Origin of the sequence: Paenibacillus sp. NPDC058898 (genome assembly GCF_049316025.1) — a bacterium.
GTDB lineage: Bacteria > Bacillota > Bacilli > Paenibacillales > Paenibacillaceae > Paenibacillus_AQ.
Map to the genome: position 1 here is coordinate 909,103 of NZ_JBMOSM010000001.1, position 18,610 is coordinate 927,712.

At 48.8% G+C, this 18,610-nt stretch carries 18 protein-coding genes; 1 reads left to right on the top strand and 17 read right to left on the bottom strand.

Annotated features, from left to right (window positions below):
* Positions 1–221: 221 nt before the first annotated feature.
* The 3 genes from ACOZB4_RS03955 to ACOZB4_RS03965 all read right to left on the bottom strand — a co-directional run bounded on the left by ACOZB4_RS03955 (position 222) and on the right by ACOZB4_RS03965 (position 2,759).
* The gene (locus ACOZB4_RS03955) at positions 222–596 is read right to left on the bottom strand and encodes a hypothetical protein (RefSeq protein WP_379405875.1); all 375 of its coding nucleotides are present in this window, start codon (positions 594–596) and stop codon (positions 222–224) included.
* Positions 572–1,192, bottom strand: a complete 621-nt coding sequence (locus ACOZB4_RS03960) for a phosphotransferase enzyme family protein (protein ID WP_379405873.1) — start codon at positions 1,190–1,192, stop codon at positions 572–574. Before ACOZB4_RS03960 ends, ACOZB4_RS03955 begins: the two co-directional genes overlap by 25 nt.
* A 352-nt stretch (positions 1,193–1,544) precedes the next feature.
* Positions 1,545–2,759, bottom strand: coding sequence for an MFS transporter (locus ACOZB4_RS03965; protein ID WP_379405871.1), 1,215 nt, complete (start codon positions 2,757–2,759; stop codon positions 1,545–1,547).
* Between the two features lie 125 nt (positions 2,760–2,884).
* On the opposite strand from ACOZB4_RS03965, the gene ACOZB4_RS03970 reads away from it, so the two are divergent.
* Entirely contained in the window at positions 2,885–3,499 is a 615-nt protein-coding gene (locus tag ACOZB4_RS03970) for a TetR/AcrR family transcriptional regulator (RefSeq protein WP_379405869.1), read from the top strand.
* A gap of 110 nt (positions 3,500–3,609) precedes the next feature.
* Here ACOZB4_RS03970 and ACOZB4_RS03975 read toward each other — a convergent pair whose 3' ends face one another.
* The 14 genes from ACOZB4_RS03975 to ACOZB4_RS04040 form a co-directional block, all read right to left on the bottom strand.
* Positions 3,610–4,785: a hypothetical protein gene (locus tag ACOZB4_RS03975; RefSeq protein ID WP_379405867.1), complete on the bottom strand. Its 1,176-nt coding sequence runs from the start codon at positions 4,783–4,785 to the stop codon at positions 3,610–3,612.
* Positions 4,786–4,839: 54 nt separating this feature from the next.
* Positions 4,840–5,643, bottom strand: coding sequence for an ABC transporter permease (locus ACOZB4_RS03980; RefSeq protein ID WP_379406152.1), 804 nt, complete (start codon positions 5,641–5,643; stop codon positions 4,840–4,842).
* 12 nt (positions 5,644–5,655) lie between these two features.
* Positions 5,656–6,465 (bottom strand): ABC transporter permease, encoded by an 810-nt coding sequence (locus tag ACOZB4_RS03985; protein ID WP_379405865.1) that lies wholly within the window; start codon positions 6,463–6,465, stop codon positions 5,656–5,658.
* A complete protein-coding gene (locus ACOZB4_RS03990; RefSeq protein WP_076321627.1) occupies positions 6,462–7,445 on the bottom strand; it encodes an ABC transporter ATP-binding protein in 984 nt (327 codons plus the stop codon). The genes ACOZB4_RS03985 and ACOZB4_RS03990 overlap by 4 nt, the downstream gene beginning before the upstream one ends.
* A gap of 60 nt (positions 7,446–7,505) precedes the next feature.
* On the bottom strand, positions 7,506–8,681 hold the full coding sequence (locus tag ACOZB4_RS03995; RefSeq protein WP_339290308.1) for a radical SAM protein: 1,176 nt from the start codon (positions 8,679–8,681) through the stop codon (positions 7,506–7,508).
* Positions 8,653–9,759 carry a hypothetical protein gene (locus ACOZB4_RS04000; RefSeq protein ID WP_379405862.1) on the bottom strand — a complete coding sequence of 369 codons (1,107 nt, stop codon included), beginning with the start codon at positions 9,757–9,759 and terminating at the stop codon, positions 8,653–8,655. The genes ACOZB4_RS03995 and ACOZB4_RS04000 overlap by 29 nt, the downstream gene beginning before the upstream one ends.
* A gap of 22 nt (positions 9,760–9,781) precedes the next feature.
* Positions 9,782–11,296, bottom strand: coding sequence for a hypothetical protein (locus ACOZB4_RS04005; RefSeq protein ID WP_379405860.1), 1,515 nt, complete (start codon positions 11,294–11,296; stop codon positions 9,782–9,784).
* Complete coding sequence (locus ACOZB4_RS04010) at positions 11,283–11,558, bottom strand: acyl carrier protein (RefSeq protein WP_379405858.1); 276 nt, start codon at positions 11,556–11,558, stop codon at positions 11,283–11,285. The genes ACOZB4_RS04005 and ACOZB4_RS04010 overlap by 14 nt, the downstream gene beginning before the upstream one ends.
* Positions 11,559–12,111: 553 nt before the next feature.
* Positions 12,112–13,371, bottom strand: coding sequence for an MFS transporter (locus tag ACOZB4_RS04015; RefSeq protein WP_379406151.1), 1,260 nt, complete (start codon positions 13,369–13,371; stop codon positions 12,112–12,114).
* Between the two features lie 166 nt (positions 13,372–13,537).
* Entirely contained in the window at positions 13,538–14,755 is a 1,218-nt protein-coding gene (locus ACOZB4_RS04020) for an MFS transporter (RefSeq protein WP_379405856.1), read from the bottom strand.
* Between the two features lie 140 nt (positions 14,756–14,895).
* Positions 14,896–15,480 (bottom strand): TetR/AcrR family transcriptional regulator, encoded by a 585-nt coding sequence (locus tag ACOZB4_RS04025; RefSeq protein WP_076321634.1) that lies wholly within the window; start codon positions 15,478–15,480, stop codon positions 14,896–14,898.
* 62 nt (positions 15,481–15,542) lie between these two features.
* Positions 15,543–16,859, bottom strand: coding sequence for a CehA/McbA family metallohydrolase (locus ACOZB4_RS04030; protein WP_379405853.1), 1,317 nt, complete (start codon positions 16,857–16,859; stop codon positions 15,543–15,545).
* A gap of 22 nt (positions 16,860–16,881) precedes the next feature.
* Positions 16,882–17,739, bottom strand: a complete 858-nt coding sequence (locus ACOZB4_RS04035) for a carbohydrate ABC transporter permease (RefSeq protein WP_379405851.1) — start codon at positions 17,737–17,739, stop codon at positions 16,882–16,884.
* 17 nt (positions 17,740–17,756) lie between these two features.
* Positions 17,757–18,593 (bottom strand): ABC transporter permease subunit, encoded by an 837-nt coding sequence (locus tag ACOZB4_RS04040; protein WP_285857460.1) that lies wholly within the window; start codon positions 18,591–18,593, stop codon positions 17,757–17,759.
* Positions 18,594–18,610: the final 17 nt, after the last annotated feature.

Genomic DNA, 18,610 nt, shown 5'->3' on the forward strand with positions numbered 1-18,610 from the left:
TGCGAATGCGGATTCAGACAACGTATTAATTCCCGTTTTCCACAACTCCGGATGATCCTTTTCCAATACAATATAGTCTGAATGGTCGGTTACGATCATACCAAGTGGATAGTGGATATCACATTTCAACATAAAGGCTTCGGGGTTTGAGGGCTTTCAGTTATGAAGTGTTTATCAAACATCTAACCATACTTGTTCCGTCTTTTCCTCGCTTTTATAAATTACTGGAATTCGTCGATCAACGAAATTTCATTTAGAATCCGCATCCTACTATCACTTAAAAAATCACGGGTCCAACCATCTGCTTGACTTAGATCCCAACTCCGGTGCATACCGACAACCACGATAATTTCACGCAGTCTCAGGAAGAGCTCCAGCTGATCCTTCCAGCCGTCAGGCATTTGACGGCCATCCTCTGTATAGCCCCGCTCGAAATGTTTCATGAAAAGTTCGTACTGCAGCTTACGCTCTGCCTTCGAATCTTCCCCGAATACGTAGAGCAAATAATAAAGCTGGATGGCAATGTCTTCGACATACCAACTGTACTGGCATTCATCGAAGTCAAAGAGCGTTATTTCCCCTGATTCATCAACCATGAAATTTCCAAACCGAAATTATCAGTAGTAACACGGAGACTGGACAAATGTCTTTTAAGTTCATCAAGTGCATGAAGAATTGGTAGATGCTCTGCAGGTATATAATGTTTAGCCTGTAATAGGTATTCATTGCATTCCCATGTGTGTCTATTTGCCATTTGTTTGTAACGCTTCGACAGTTCATGGAGACGGCCAGTCAGGCGTCCGCATTGCTCGTAAAGTACTGGATTATCCAGGCATTCTGGGTATCCGATTTTACGACCAGGCGCATATCTGAATGAGGTCACGTAGAAATCAATATGATTTCCTTGGATTCGTTCAAAGTCCTTTCCATTAATCGAAGATACCGAGTCTGAAACTGCCAGACCATTCTCTGATAGATAACGAATCCATTCTATTTCAGCTGCAAGTCCTTCATCTGTGCGATGAGTGCTCGGTGTGAAACGGAGGATATATTTCATATGATTGCGATTGTATGAATATACAAAATTTTGAAATCCTCCAATAAAAGTCAGCTCCTTGGGGCTGATTCCGAACCGAGTTGCACCTTCAATGGCATGTTCATCCAAGAACATTAATTTTATGTTTTGGTCCATGCGCACTCCTTTCATACGAACCCCATTTCGAATCGCTTGGGTGAAACTTAACTCAACATTAGGGGTGCAGGATATATCCCATATAACGGCTCCTAGTGAGATTATACATTTTAAAGGACCTCCCCCTTTTCCTCATACCAGCGGATCATTCCCCAAGCCGGTATATTTGAGAAGAGAGTTCTGATTCTATACTCATTATATGTTTCTCCTTTATGAATTTTAAAGATCCTTACTGGCATACTTACTTCAGGTGAGTATATACCGTTACTACCGATTTCATCACTATATTAACGTTAATATATTACAAGCATAGCATAACATGGATTATTTTTATCCAGCATGAAAAACAAACCTATAAAGTCTTATGTTTGCTGGGAAAACCATGTTTCTTCGAACTCCACGCAATAGTCAATGCAATGAGCAGCAGAATCAACAGCACTCCCGGAAACGACTTGACTCCAATAAACTCCAACAAAGCACCCCCGACAATCCCGCCACCGGCGATGGCCAGATTCCAGACTGTAGTATTGATTGGCATTACGATGTCCACACCTTCTTCACCACTTGCATCGGCAAGCGCTGTTTGCAGTATGGTGGCGGCACCGCCGAAGGTAAATCCCCATAATGCCACGACCGCATAAACGACGAATGCCGATGTAACGCCCGTCCCTAGTGCTGCGGCTGCCAGCAGGAAGCCCAACAGACTAAGTAGGACAAGCAGGCGCAGGTGTCGATCTATCAACAGACCCACAATCCAGATCGAGATCAGTGCGAACGCTCCAAATACAAGCAAGACCAGATCAACACGCCCAGCCAGTCCCAAAGGCTCAAGAAACGGCGCGATATACGTATATAAAATATTGTGTGCCAGCATCCACGTCAGTACCACCATAAGAACCGGACGGATGCCGGGCATAACAAACACTTGACGGATCGTCATACGTTGATTTCCAGGCTGTCCGGGATAGTCCGGCACCTGCCACAGAACCCATCCAATTAATGCGAGAGTCAGAAGTGACATGAGTCCGAATACAAGTCGCCAACCGATCAGATCACCGAGCAAGGTGCCAACCGGCACGCCTAGCGTAAGAGCAATCGGAGTACCAACCATCGCAACTGCCAAGGCACGACCTCTTAAAGCATCCGAAACCATACGACGTGCGTATCCGGGAATCATCCCCCATGCGGCACCGGCAGATACACCAGCGAAAAATCGAGCGACCAGCGTTAATGCATAGCTGCTTGACAGTGCGGTAATCGAGTTGAAGATGAAAAAACCTACAATAATAGCTAACAGAAGCGGACGTCGCCTCATCCCACCGGTAAACATAGCAAACGGAATTGCCGCCACAATGGAACCCAAAGCATAGGAAGTTACGAGCTGTCCGGCCATTCCTGTTGTAATATTCAAACCTCCCGAGATATGCGGTAGTAAACCGGCTGGAATGGTTTCTGTAAAGATACAAATAAAACCTGTCATCGCAAGCGCGAGCAGTGCTAACCAAGGAAGTCTGGCAGGCGTAATAGCCGTTTGTGCCGTACCCGTGGAAGATGATAATTGAGACAAAATATTTTTCCCCCTCATGATAAATTCAATTATGGATCGATCATTCCATATATTAAATTCACCCTTCTCCCTTGTCAAGGACTTCTGGATCGATTAGTATAAAAGTAATAAAGGAGGGCATTTATATGGCACGAACGGGACGACCACGCGCTTTTAATCGTGACGAGGCAGTTGCTGCCGCCATGCTTCTGTTCTGGGAACACGGCTATGAATCCACTTCGCTTGCTCAGTTACGTGCTGCCATGGGCGATATATCTGCAGCGAGTTTCTATGCCGCTTTCGAATCAAAAGAATCTCTGTTCCAAGAAGTAATGGATGAATATATCTCGAGGTATGGACAAGTTTCTGAAAGTTTCAGGGATACAAGTGTGACATCAAGAACGGCCATCGAACAAGGACTACGACGATCGGCTCAAATGCAGACAGAAGGCTCCCACCCTCTAGGTTGTCTGTTGATTTTGTCCGCTGTGAATTGTTCACCCGAGCAACAACACATCCGAGAGATGCTTGCCAAGGAACGAGCTAGGGTCCACAGTTGGCTAAAAGGCTGTATAGAGCGGGCCGTAGCCAATAAAGAGTTGCCGGATTCAACGGATATCCCCATGCTAGTAACCTTATTCGAAACATTTCTGCAAGGAATGTCGACGCAAGCACGAGACGGTGTTTCATACGAAGCCCTGGATGCCGCCATTACTCAACTGATGAGCATATGGGATTCATTATCGACGAAGTTAGGCTAACGCGACCATCATTAAGCCATAAAGTAAAATAAACAAAAAACCTGCTAGCCATGGCTAGCAGGTTTTGCTCTAACAATACTTCCCCTATTACTGAATACCCGGTCTGCTTTCTAATATGTATCGCATCGGGTTCCACAGGTACTTACCAGTGACTCCTTCGAGCCTTCGAGCAGCGTAATCAGTTTTTGCAGGAGAACAGGCTCTTCCTTTTGGAACTCATCGAACCGGAGCCTCAGCCGTTCAAACATTTCTTTATCTTCGCGAATTTCATGACGAATATACTGATCTCTCAGCTTCATCGCCCTTTTGGTGATATCCTTGTAGCCAGCCACAAGCTCTTCATCATACGGGATGATCCCCTCATCAACCAAGTATCCAATCCGCTCGCTCATCATCTTTTTGTGCTCCCAGAGCACATGAAGGTGTCTTACATCGTTACGGTCACCGAGCCGGGAATCGTTACCCTCTACGGCATCAAAGTACAGTTGCAAATAGTCGTAGACCTTAATTCCAAAAGCTTCCTCGTTGTCCGAATTGTAATTGATCCGGTTGAGATGAGTTTCTCCGTTTAAATAATCGCGCAGCTGATCAATCGCGGCCGTTTTATCAAAAGGATATGGAGAATGCGGTTCATATTTATAAAAGTACGTATGGTGGTCGGCCGTGAGCCTATCCTTTAGAAGATGCCTCATGGACTGAACGGCGTCCTGGAACTCCCGGAACGGGATCTGCAAATTGCGGTAAACTCCCGTATGGTCGAACATCGACGCATAGAAGACACTTTCGTCCCAATCGAAACCATATAGAAAAAGATGATGTGGGAACGGCTCCTTCTGATAGAAGGCCGCCGGCGATAGCCTCGCTTCGTCCAAAAACACAACGCAATAATAGCCGTTTTGGATCTGATCCGCGAAAAATTTCGGCCAGGCGTCCAATGCCAAACTCTCCAGAATCGTATAATTGACCGAGCAAGTGAGAAGAAACGGGTTGTTGAAATTCAGTTCGTTGGGCTTGCCCCGAAAAAAATCGACATAATACTGCCTGCCGTCCTCCAGAAAGTTTTTTTTGCAAAACATCTGGATAAAATTGCTGTAATACCAAGGCATCGTTTCTTCGTGGATGCTGGTGATCGAGAGTGTGTAAGCCCACCGCAAAAATCCTTTAAGCGGCGGATTCACCACCGGAAGCTGAAACGCGTTCATCTGATTCTCCCCTTTCTGACAAGTGATCCGGAATCCTGACCAGCAGTGTTCGGTGCGATTGAGCCCGGGCGCATCTACTCTCATTCCTCATGCAAGGATGCAAGCTTGGCATTCATTCAGACCCACTAAACTGCTGGCTTAACTGCTCGCGCTGCTGTATCCTTTTACGGCTTGTTTCCAGAGCAGCCGTACAGCTGCGAAGAGCAGAAGTGAAGCGGCCAGCGCCAGTCCCACATGCAGCCAGTTGAGCTGCTCAAGCAGAAACATCGGTCCGAAATTGGTAATGAGGAATAGAGGAATAACAAAGGTTCCGATCCGTCGGACCCAGGTCGGGTAAATAGCCATAGGGAAATTGTTGGCGTCCCAAATGGAATGGGCGATCTCGGATACGGAGCCCGTCTGGACGAACCAGAATGACAGCAGCGCCGGGATAATCATCAGGCAGTATGTGATAATAACAGAGACGAGCAGCAGCAGGGCAAACCCCGCGAGCTGCAGGAACGTCAGCGGAATATCCATGGCATGCCAGCCGATACCGACCATGACGAACCCAACCAGAATATCGGGGATCGGCAGCGCCAAATCGACGTAACGCAAGGAAGCCATGAACTGAAGAGATACCGGCTTCGTCAGCATTAAATCAAGCGAACCGTCCTTAATATATTCGGGAATTTTCATGAAATTTGTAAAAAACAGGCCGACATAAATTCCGGTCACCACCGTATGCATGCCTATAAATAGAAGCAGCCCTTCGGGCGGTATGCCATCTACATGAAGATCGGTGCGGAACACGACGAGCACATATAACAGCTTGGCGAGCAGGTAGACGGATTCGACCAGCAGGCTCATCATAAAATTGCCCCGAAACTCCATTTGAGCGATGAGGCAATTTTTGATAAATAAACCGTACAGCCGCATGTATTTCCTCGCGTTTTTAAACATACGCAACGTCTGTTACCCCCCTACTGCCGAATATTTCTTCATGGAAATACGCCAAGTCAGACGGGATAACCAGAAGAACAGCAGAATCCACCCACACTGGATTAGCAGCCCTTGGTACATAGCCGCCGCTTCCGCTTTGCCGCTGAGGATATTGACCGGAAAATAAATCGTATATGGGAATGGCGTGTACTGAAGTGCCTTCACAATGGACTCCCCGAAAATCTCGAGCGGAAACATCCCTCCGCTCAAAATATTGACGAGCAGACTTGTAATGACAAAAAAATACGAGATCTCATGCAGATAAAAAGCACTTGCACAGATACAGTAAGCGATCAGGAAATTGAGCAAAAGCGCCCCCGATAGCGTGACCGCGAACAGGATCAGGCGTATAGCCTGGAGCTCGAGCACGCCACCAGCAGATGCGAAACCAATAATCCCGATGAGCAGTAAAGCTGTAATCCCGTAATAGATCGCCTTCTGGCCGAAAAAAGATACCAGCCGATACCCGAAATAGCTGATCGGTTTGATCAAATACTTGTTAAGACCACCGTTTTTGATATCGTCGGCAATCTGGTGCTCGAACTGGGTAGCGATCAGCTTGGACACCAATCCAGCCAAGATCGTATACAATATAATTTGACCGTACGAATACGAGAACAGCGCATCCTGACCGGAATGCCGGTACACCGCCGTCCAGATGAAATACTGGACAAGAATCGGAAACGTGGCCCCCAGAAGACCAAGAAAGAAGTGAAAACGGTATTCCATCGAATGCTGGACGCCCATTGAAAAAACAGCCCTATACAATTTGCCTCTGTTCATCCGACGGATTCCTTGCGGTAGAGCATCGAAATACTCTCCTCGATCGCAACGTCCTCTATTGTCCAGTCCACGATCGGAAACGAATCGAGCACGGCACGCGACACTTCCTTCAAGCGGTACTTAGGCAGCTCCAAAACCGCGTTGTAGTCGTCTGCGCTGACGATTTTTCCGAATTTGGCCAACCGCTGCTCAGCAACGGGTTCGGAGAATTGCAGCCTTATCACTTTGTTCTCGCCAAAAAGATCGTTGATTTTATGAAGATCACCGTCATACAGAATACTGCCTTCATTAATGATGATCGTCCGCTTGCACAGATCCTCCACATCCTTCATGTAGTGGCTCGTCAGCAAAATTGTCGCGCCGAATTGTTCATTGTAGTATTTCAGAAACTCCCTGACCTTCTTCTGGGAAGGGAAATCGAGGCCGATCGTCGGCTCATCGAGATAAAGCAGCTTAGGGCGGTGGATCAGAGCGGCGATGAGCTCCATTTTCATCCGCTCCCCCAGGGACAACCGACGCACCTGCACGTCCAGAAGGTCCTGCACATCAAGCATTTCCGATAACTCGGCAAGACTCCGGCGGTAGAGATCATCGTCCACGTCATAAATACATTTGTTCAAATAAATCGACTCGCTGGCGGGAAGATCCCACCAAAGCTGGTTTTTCTGGCCCATCACAATGGAGAAAAGCCGCTTGAACTCATTCTTTCGCTCCCACGGCACATAGCCGAGTACATCGGCCTCTCCGCTCGTGGGATATAGAATGCCCGATAGCATCTTGAGCGTTGTGGTCTTGCCCGCTCCGTTAGGTCCGAGAAATCCAACGCATTCGCCAGGACCGATATCGAAGGAAACGGATTTAACCGCTTCCTTCACCAGTGACTTGCGAGCAAACAAGTTTTTCAATGAATTTTTGAGTCCGGCTTCTTTCCGGTAATACACAAACGATTTGTGCAGCTCCCGTACACGGATATAGTCCATCTCCGCTCCTCCCAAACGTTTGCCTGATCTGCCTGAATGAACGGCATAAAGTTTAAACGCTTAAACTCCATTGTTATAAAGCAGCACACATTTCGAGCAAATCGGCATCAGACCGCAGGCCAGAACCTCGCGCTGTTTCCGAAGATCTTCGCCGTGGAAGATATCCGCCACGCTATCTTCATACAAATTGCCGACACTGAATTCCGGGAAAAATTTGCACGGATTCACTTTGCCGTCCGGCATCACGTCCATCCGGTTCGAAATCGAGAAGCACTTCGTCCGGTTCATGGCCGGCTTCTCGCTTCCCCGGATAAACCCTTCCACCTCTTCGGGCTCCAGCGCGGGCTGATAGCGGATACGTACATTCCATACGCGTGAATTGACGCGTTTCAGCTCTTCGATCAATGTATCGAAATGCTCCGGCGAGATGTGAAATGTGAAGGAGTGCCAGCTGTTCTTATGATCGTCCGCAAAACGGGAAGCTAGGTGCGGGAAATGGGCATCAAAATAGGTATCCATTTTCTCCGCCGTACCGGAAGGGATGTACCAAGGGAAGCAGAAGTACACGGAATCTACGCCCATCTCTTCAAAGTATTCCATAAAGCTGTAAAGCTTGCCGACCATCTGGTCATTTACTGTCAGAGCTACAGATACTTTGCCTTTATACAAGCCCTGCTTTTGCAGATCCAGCAGGAGCTGTATGGCGTGGATCACTTTCTTGAATGTGCCTTTGCCTCTTATTGCGTCATTCTCTTTCTCGAAGCCTTCCAGGCTGACCAGCATGACCAGATTTTCCGACATTTTCAGAATAGAATCCAGCTTCTGTTCAATGAGAATCGCATTCGTACAAATGGTCGTATACCGGTCTTCTTTGGCCAGCAGCTCCGCCAGTTCATCGAACTTGGAGTAGAACAGCGGCTCCCCGCCCCACAGGAACACGCGCGATTTGCGTTCTCTCGTTTCGGCAAGAAGCTTCTCCACGACAGGAATCTCAATTTCGTCGTTCTTTACTTCTTTTGCAAAGCCGTGATGGAAGCCTTCCGGATTCCATTCGAAGCAATGCTTGCAGCGCAGATTGCATCCGTTATTGAGTTTGATCCCAATCTCATAAGGCACAGGGGCCGCATAAGTCGGGTCCTCTTTGAGCTTTCTTCCCGTTTCCGCTAGCGGTACCAGGGTTCTTTTCATATTACGGAACGTCAGTTGGTCAAACGTAACTGCTGTTTTCGGCTGCATAGGTGTTCCTCCCAAAATGGTTGATTTTTGATCGCTGCTCCAGCAAACGTCTGCAAATCTCCTCTAGCATAGGTTTCGAAAAATCCTGAGCTTTCCATTCCGCAAACCGGATACCGAAACCACAGGATTCCCAATAGGCTGAATTATGAAGCTCATGGTCGCCAAACGGTTCCAGCATGACAAAAGGGATTCCGAACGCCAGCGAGTCGTTCAGGGTCGCTCCCCCCGGCTTGCTGATGATTGCAACGCAATTTCGCATGAGGTCCGTGAAAGCAGAGTAATCCCCGAGTGGAAACTCCCGGAGAACGCCGTCTTCACGGACATAACGGACCATCGGCGGAAATGTGTGCCGCCCTTGCACATCCCTGCTCCACGGATCCCAGAAGGCCTCCGTTCCAAAGTAGCGCGTAACCCCGTCGTCCTCCTCCACCTCGGAGGGATCGTAAACGATCACATCAAGGCTGTATCCGAGCTTACGAAGTTCTGAGATCGTTGCGGCATAGGTCCCGATCCCCCAGCCGCCGCCATGGATCAGAATGCGTCCGGAACGCTGCGCGTAAGGCAGAGGCTCCGCTTCGTCCGAAGCAAGGTAACTGTCCGGCGACAGCTTTGAGGGCTCGTAGAACCAGATGTTGTCGTAGCCTAAATATAATTGCTTGTGTACCTTATAAGAGGGCGTATCACTCGCATCCAACCGAATCAGCCGGATGTCCAGCGGGATGTCGGCAGCTGCCTTATAACGCTCCAGGATTGGCAGCCAGAAGCCGGTAAAGACGGCAAAACGGGAGACACCGGCCTGTCTCCAGTCCTCCAGCATTCTCCGAACCGCTTCCTCGTCCAGGGAAGAGTCAACGGGCTTGGCCAACTTATGGCCCATACGGGCAACGGAGAAATCCGCATGGAATGCTTTTTTGGTAGAGCGTATCTTGTGCCGGACTTCCTCGTGATACAAGTTCTCCAGAACATGAACCTCTGTTCCGATACCTTTGCCTTGCAGGTACGTATGCAGATGCATAGCCGGAATGTATGCGCCAAGCGAATTGCCCGACGCCAGCAAGGTGACCGAAGATGAATACATGCGCAGCCTCCGAGTTCCAGATTTAGTTGTACACTTTAACGGATAAGTCGGCGAGCATCTGACGCAGGCTTTTGACCAATTCGCTGCGATGTTCGTCGTCACGTCCCAGCACGGCTGCATACAGCCGTCCCTTCGGCATCCCCCGTTTGTTCTGTGTTCCTTCGGCCATACGGCGCCGTGTTAGAATCTCGTTCACCATGACGGTATTGGATGATAACGGAACGATCCCGTAATCCCCGGGTGCTGTCAACAGAAGACCGGATTCGCGCAGAGAATGCAGGAGTTTCCCGAATGTGAAGCCTTGCGGAAGACCGAGAGAGAAGAACGTAAGCCAGCCGATAAGGCCGTATGGTTTCCACCATTTATCGAGATACGCGTTAATCAGTCCCATGGACTTACGGGCGTTGATCTCCACAATGGATACGACTTCTCCGTCCTCCAGGATCATGGAGTCGAAGCAGACAAAGCCGTGGTAGCCGTCCTCGGCCAGCGCCCGGAGCGCTTTCTCTATCACGGTAAAATAGCCGGCGTTCTCCAGCTTGCTGTTAAAATCTTCATCGGCTTGGATAGACCCGCTGTAATTTTGCTGGTGATTCATCATCCGCTGAACGGAGATGAACTCCTTCTCACCGTTCTCCTGGATAAACCAGTGAGAACTGAAGTCGGTCACTTTCGGCAGCAGGGGCTCTAGCAGAAACTGAACGCGCAATCCGCTGCCCTCCTGTTTATACAGGTGCTCCGCTCTCCTTCGCTGCATGGCTTCGCTATCAATGAGCAGATTGCCCTTGCCCGAAACACCGAATGGATCTTTCAGCAAATACGATCCCCGCTTCAAAAGCGTAGTTCCAATCGCCTCTATTTCCGCAGCGCTGTTTGCCTCCATCCCGTAGCGCTTCTCGCCGATGCTAGCCAGGAGTCTGCTCGAGTATATCTTGGAGTTGACACGTACAACCGTCTCCATGTCCGGTAAAGGATCAAACGGTCCAGCGGCACGGAGGTAAGTTTCCGTTTCTGCCGTAATAGCGTACGGTGATAGAATGTTGGTAGCGTTGGTGAACAACGCTTCATCCGGTGATTGTGTTTGTTTCAAACCGTTTACGGCATATAAGGAAGAGATCGATCCCGGCAAGAGTGCACCCTCAGAATAACCGGCACCGACCGTCTGCAGCACCCTGTTTGCCGTTATAGGATCTTGGGCTTGTTCGGCTGCAAGGCTGAACATGCACCGCTTGAAAACGTCTGATCCTGGTAAAGGCTTATGCTCATCGTTCAAATCATAGTGATAACGGGACTGAAAAGAAAAACCCAGCCCGTTCAGGTATTCGTGCAGCGCCGGATCAATTTTGCAACGACTGTAAAGGACATCGTCCGGTCCGCAAAATGGAAATAGCAGCTCGTCCATGCAGAGGACAATCGATTCCCGGTCCTTATCGGGCATAGCGGGCAGCCGGGCCAGATCTGGATCCCTCCAACGTGTTTCGGGATCGAAGGTACCCATCACGATTTTCGGAATCACGCCGTCATCATTGCTTGGCATCTTCGTATAGGGGCTGCTCCTGCGATTGGCAGCTTTTCAGAAAAGTGATAAATGAGTCGATCGACTGGAGATGTTCGTAATCGAATTGGTCATAGTCAATGACCACGTTTAACTGATCTTCGACTTTGAGCATAAACTGGATCATTTGCAGAGAATCGAGGCCTATATCGTTGTTTAGATCCGTATCGAGGGACAGGTTTTGGCGGAGTTCCGGTTGGTCTTCTTTGATAGAGCACAAAATGTCTACGATTTTACCGTACATGACTACACTCCTTTAGTGGGTTAATATACGAGGTACAACCGAATCTTTACATTTAGAAATTCCATTCGAACAAAAACTCCTAAAACATATTCCCTCCTTTTACCATAGTTACAATTATTATCTTCCTGGTGTTAAAATCTGTCAACAATAAATATAACAGGATTCGATAGACCGAAAATTGCCGAAAACTACGTCCAGTTGGTATTGGAAAATTATAAGGATGGATCAGAGTCTCGATAACCGCGGCTTCATCTACGTAGATATTCTTGTTCACGACAAAAGGAGCTGTAACCTCTAAAGGTCACTAGCTCCTTGTATTCATGACTGGGTAATATGCGTGATGGTTCCTATGCGCACAAAAACCAGCCTGGCACACTTCGTATAAGCTTTCACATTTCATTCGGTATGCCGATTTTCTGTTGATCCTTTTTTCTGCTGATCCTTTAACGAATGGGGCGTTCGGATATTCATCCTTGCTTGTTATAACTGGAAAAACATCCCGTGGTAGACGGATGTGTTAGATCTGAAGCCGCTGTGGTCCAGGCTTGAAGCATTAATCCGAAGTGGCTTCTTGTTCTTTTGGCAGTGGCAAACCCGCTTCAACCAATCGCTTGTTCCGAGCGAAGAATACCGTAAGTACGAGCATAAACAGTCCGGTACCGATCAGCAGCCATTCGATTTTAACCACATCAGCAAGCGGTCCGAATATCAACATCCCGATGGGCATCATGGAAGTCGAGATCATCCCGAAGACACCGAATATACGTCCCAGATAATTTTCGTCCACCTTCTCCTGCAGCATGACGGTCGTCGGCGTATTAAATATGGGCATCGCTACTCCGAACACAGCCATGATGGCTAAGTAAATCCAGAATACAGGTACAATGCCAAGCGCAAACGTGGACACGGCCATGACGAAGCTGGCGATAGCCATCGTGTACACTTTATTTTTAAAGCCGCCCCAGGAAGCAATGATCCCCCCTCCCGCCATCATGCCAACGGAAAACGCGATTTCGATTGCCGTTAAGCGCCATACATCGTCACCGAAGCTGCGGGTAACCTGCAGCGGAGTCAGAAAGGCAGCAGGTGCCATGAGCACAAAGAAAAATGCGAAGAAGATAAAAAAGGATTTTAAAAAGGCATGCTGTTTTATATACACCAAGCCCTCCTTGAAGTCGTCCAGGTAGCCTGTACTTTGCGTATCAGATGCCTTTTTGTGCAGCGGAATTTTGAGAAAGACAAACAAGGTAAAGATCGCGATCGCAGCCGTAACGACGTCGATAAAAAAAATCATTTCGATCGTTGCCATGGTAAGTAAAGCCGCGCTGACAATAGGTGCTACGAACATGGTGAGTGCTTGCAGGCTGCCGTTAATACCGTTAACTTTCGTTAGCTTCTCTTGCGGTACAATTTGAGGCAATATCGCCCCGACCGCTGGTGTCTGAATGCCTGCCCCGAGTGCACGTACGGCAGAAATGACAAACAGCAGCCAAACCGCTTGGTAGCCAAGCATAAACGTAATGGCCAAAATTAGCGTAACCACCGCGATCATAGCATCCGCAATCATAATGAGCGATTTACGATTGAAGCGGTCCGCCCATACGCCCGCAAACGGCGACAGCAAAAACGTGGGAATGAATCCGCAAATAATATACAGCGTCATCATCATGCCTGACTGCGTAGTCAGCGTGATGTACCACATAATGGCATATTGCACCAAGGCAGAACCAAACAGTGAGAGTGTCTGGCTGCTTAAGAAGAGAATGATATTCCTTTTCCAATGGATTTTCTTATCATCTTCGGTTTCTGACATCATCCCACCCTTTCGTGTATTATCTCACGCGATTTACACTCATTTTAACTTAAAACATCATGTGACATTTCTTCTTAATTGCTCATTATGCGTTATCAGCGATCCATATATCCTACAGAAAATCTCTAAGTTATCCTACAACCGCTTGATGAAAACATGCATCGCTTTATTTGCTGCCGCGCTCCACCCTGCGTTCCGTCAAAAAGTAGAGCAATGCCAAGGCCGGAAAAAGAACGCCCAGCCACATCGCCGCTTTCCAGCCGCCCATAGCGTATGCCCATCCCCCGGCTGCGGAGCCTATGGCCCCGCCGGCAAAAAAGATCGCCATATACAAGCCGTTCAGCCGGCTCCGCACCTCGGCTCCCAACGTGAAAATCGCGCGTTGTCCCAACACCAAATTGGCGGACACGCCCATATCCAGCAGGATGGCAGCAAGTACCAGGATCACGATAGAGAGCAGAGAACCGCCGGCAAACACGATCGGCAAAAGTCCGGATAGTATCACCAGCACGATGGATATTCCGGTTGCAGGCCGGATCAAGCCCTTATCCGCAAAGCGGCCGGCAAGAGGCGCGGCGGCCGCGCCCGATACCCCTGCCAAAGCGAACAACGCAACGCCTGCAGAGGAAAAATGATACAGCGGACTTGTTAATACAAGCGGCACCGTTGTCCAGAACAGACTGAACATCCCGAACAGAAAAGCGTGATACAGCGCCCTGCGACGTAGAATCGGCGTCGTTTTCAGCAGCCGCAGCATGGATGAGATGATGGCCGGATAATGATCGGTCGTTTGCGGCTTCCTTGCCGGCAGTAATTTGATCAAAACCAGAGCCAATACGAAGAGAATGGCGGATGACATCATAAAGATAGCGTGCCAGCCGAAATAATTTTCCACCAAACTCGAAACCGGACGGGCCAGCATGATTCCTAACAGCAGCCCGCTCATGACATTACCGACATTACGTCCTCTCGTCTCCTCCGGAGAGAGATGCGCCGCATAAGGGACCAGGATCTGGGCCGCAACGGACCCCACACCGATAAACAAGGAGGCGGCAAGAAACAGAGCGGCGTTTCGGGCTGCGGCAGCAAAGATTAAGACGATGGCCGTCAGAATCAGCAGCGTAACCACCAGTTTGCGGTTTTCAAGCAGATCTCCCAAAGGAACGATGAACAGCAAGCCGATCCCATAGCCGATTTGGGTCAGCGTGACGATGACCCCGGCGGCTCCTGAAGATAATCCTATAGATGAGCTTATGGACTCAACCAAAGGCTGCGTATAGTAAAGATTAGCAACGATCAAGCCGCACGCAACAGCAAGAATCAGCATAATCCAGGGCGATGCGGAGATCTCCAACTTTCCCTTTGCATTTCCATTTGCATTCATAAGAAGCACTCCTTTTATTATAAAAATGATAGTGTAACTATATTGGAACATTCATTCCAAAATGAGAATACGTTCCCCCTCCATGCTTAAGCAGGGGGATTTAATCGGAATGATCGTTCCAGAATGATGAAAAAAAAGCTTTACAGCGACTCGATAACGGCGTTCATCATGCCGCGGACCTTATCGCTGTCGCTTTGGATCCTGGCCATCACGTTGATGCTGTGGTTGAGATTAAGCAGCAGGAACGATAACATTTTTATGTCTTTCTCGGGGGAAATTTCGCCCGTTTCCTGGCCCTTTTTTAATTTCTCATAGAACAGCTGCTCCAGCTCCGTAAAGCTTTGGCGAATCGTATTCTGCAAGGGCTCATCCATAGCATCGAGACCCACGGAAGCGTTCGTAATCAGACATCCGTTCGGGTAAGCTTCACCGTGCGTCGCAAACGCGTTGGTGATATGCAGTTCAAAATATTGGCGGATCCCGGTGATCGCAGAAGGGGCATGGTTCATCAGGTCGCGTTTTTTTTGCGACATTTTTTTGTATTGCTGGATGGCCTCAAAGTAAAGCGTCTGTTTATCCTGAAACGTTTCGTACATGCTGGATCTGCTTAATTCCATGGATTGCAATAAATCCGGTATGCTTGCCCCCTCGTACCCTTTCTCCCAAAAAACGATCATCGCTTTGCGAAGCACCTGTTCACGGTCAAATTCTTTGGTCCGTCCCATTCCTACCTCCTCCTTCTCAAGACGAGTATAAACTAATCGGAACGAACATTCCAGTATTTTTTTCAAACCGTAATTTTCCCCGTACCTCCTTTTGAAGCAAAATAGATAGGGTTTGTCACTGCCGCCATCGACATGCCATCCGCCAGTCCGAATTGCCGCCAAACCTCTGCCCGTAAGAAGCTTCTATGCTTAGCGTCAAACGTCACTCTAACGCCCCCTTCCGAGTCGACAGCAATTTCTTCCTCGAGACCGCGCTCGCTGTACAGGCGAATCAGATCGCCCACCTTTAAATCATCCAGTTGAATGACCACCTCGTGACCGGATTGCTCATATGGCACTTCATCTCCAATCCCGTAATCACCGCATTGAAGGTTGGCAAAAGGGCCGTCAGGAGAATTAGTAATCACGACGCGGCCTTCCTTAATACCGTTCAGGACGCCCTCCACCGTTTTTTCATCGGTCCAGACCCATACGCATGGCATCGCATGCTTCACATAGGAATCCGGTCGATGCACATCGCTTCCGCCTACGGCTACCAGGCGTCTCCCCGCGGCAAGCTGTTCCTGCCACCAAGAAAGCGCGCGTCTGTTGTGCTCTCTCCAAGGCCCGTTCCAAATTTCTACCCCGTCGTAATCCACATCGAAATCCCACTCCCACGGGCAGTTATCACAGTGCGTATGGTTCAGCACAATCTTGGCCCCCCGCTCGCGGGCGACTCGAAACTTCTCGTGAACATCGGATATGCCCGATACGCGAAAATCGTCCATGGGGCTCGTTACGCCAAGGAAATTACTATGACCATAATTCGTCGTAAACTCCGTACCCGGTATCATAAGCAACGAGGTACCGCGCGGATAGGCAAAGTTCTGGCTGCTCGTATTATGGTCGGTCATGGCGATAAAATCGCAGCCCAGGCTTTCCATGATGGCCGCATTTTCTTCCAGCGTATAAGAGCCGTCGCTATGAACGCTATGCGTGTGAAGATCTCCCTTCAACCAGCGCCATGTCTTATAGGTAAACTCGATTTCTATCGTGACCAAACAACCCTGATCGGGCACCTTGTAGGCATTATGGAGAATAGCCCATTCTCCTGTGGACAACCTTCCGGGCAGATAACCCGGAGTGGCTGTATTCGGACCGATATTGAATGCCTGACGAGCTCCTCCGCTCCAGCCTCTTACTCTCTCGGCGTCCCGTATCCCTAGATCAATGACAGCTTTGGCGGAGTCGCCGCCTTGAGAATCCACCAGCAAACTTACGTGGATTTCTTCGACATCCGGAGGCATTTGGAACGGAATTTCAATGTACGAGCTTTGTTCCGAATGCTCAATGAATCGTTTGAAAACCGATGTGCTGATCTTCCGCTCGAGTTGTGCCATATTGCTTCCTCCTCTTCTCTGCCTATTCTTTATTTGCGCCGACAAACATTCCTTTGACAAAATATTTTTGCACATACGGGTAGATGATGATGAGCGGGAGTAAGGCAATGACAATCCCCGCCATTCGGACATTGGTCGTGATCATGAAATTGCTCGAGGTCGAATCGGTATCGACGATGAGCGATTTCAGCGCGATTTGCAGCGTATATTTGGACGAGTCGTTAATATAGAGCACAGCCGGCGTGAATTGGTTCCAGCGACTGACAAACTCAAACAGCGTGACCGTTGCCAGTCCTGCGCTCGCAAGCGGCAAATACATCGTAAAGAAGATCCGAAGATCCCCCGCTCCATCGATCCGGGCCGATTCCGACATCTCGTAGGGAACGCTCAAAAAGAAATTTCGCATGAGCACGACGCTGAAGCCGGAGACGAAACCCGAAAGTATCAATGAGGACAGCGTGTTAAGGAGTCCTAAATCCTGATTCACGATATACAGCGGGATCATGATCGCCTCGCTTGGAATCATCATCGTCAGCAGGATCGCGGATAACATCCACTTTTTTCCGGGAAGTCCCTTCTGTATCAGGACATAGCCCGCCATGGAACTTAGGAAGACATGACCTAAGGTACCGACAACGGTCACAATGACATTGTTCGTAAAAGGCAAATAAAGCTTCATGCGGTTCCATACGGTGGAGAATCCCTCGAGGCTGAATTCCTTGGGCCAGAGTACGATCCCCGGCTGCATGGAAGCAAAATTGGATGAGAATGCAAGCGCGAGTGTATTGATAAACGGAATAACCATAGTTAAAACGAGCAAAAGGAGGAACAGAACATTGATCGTATCAAACAAACGGCCAGGCAGGCTTATTTTATTCATCGATTTCATATACCGACTCACCCTTCATCGTAGCGGATCACCGCTCTTGTTACATACGTCAGCGTGAATGTTGCCAAAATCACCAGGAAGCCGGCCGCCGTTGCAGGTCCAACGCTAAATTCCAATATCCCTTTTTGATAGGTGTACATCATAATGACGTCAACTTTCTTGGCAATGGCACCATTACTCATCACGAATATTTGATCGAACAAACGCAGGATACCCAATACGTTTAACATGATGACCACTTTCATGGTGGAACGAAGCATCGGAACGGTGACATAACGGACCTTCTGCCAACGACTGGCGCCGTCCATGCTAGCAGCCTCATACAGCGAGGGATTAATGTTCACGATGGCGGCCAGGTACATAATGCAGGTATACCCCATCTCCTTCCAACCTGAAGTAAGGATCATGACGATTCGGGCATAACGATCCGAAGAGAGGAACCCGACCGACTGACCGCCGAAGAGCTGAATGATCTGGTTCACGATGCCTGTATCCGGAGACAACAGCAGAATCCACATCCCGCCTACGACCACCCAAGAGAACAAATGAGGTAAATAGACGATCATCTGGGTCATTTTTTTGAACCAGGCGGAAGCCACTTCATTTAAGGAGAGCGCAAGAATCAGCGGCAAAAAGAAGTTGATGATAAAGCCTCCGGCGCCGATCACAATCGTATTCTGAAAAACTTCCCAAAACACCGGATCCTTCAGTACCCTCAGATAGTTATCGAAACCAATAAAGGGCCGGTCTCCGATCAGCCGGTAATCTTGAAAGCTGATGGCAAGTCCCCGGGCCAGCGGATAAAAGGAAAAGATGAGGAAATAGGCCAGGATGGGAAGCATCATAAAATATAGGGTTTTGT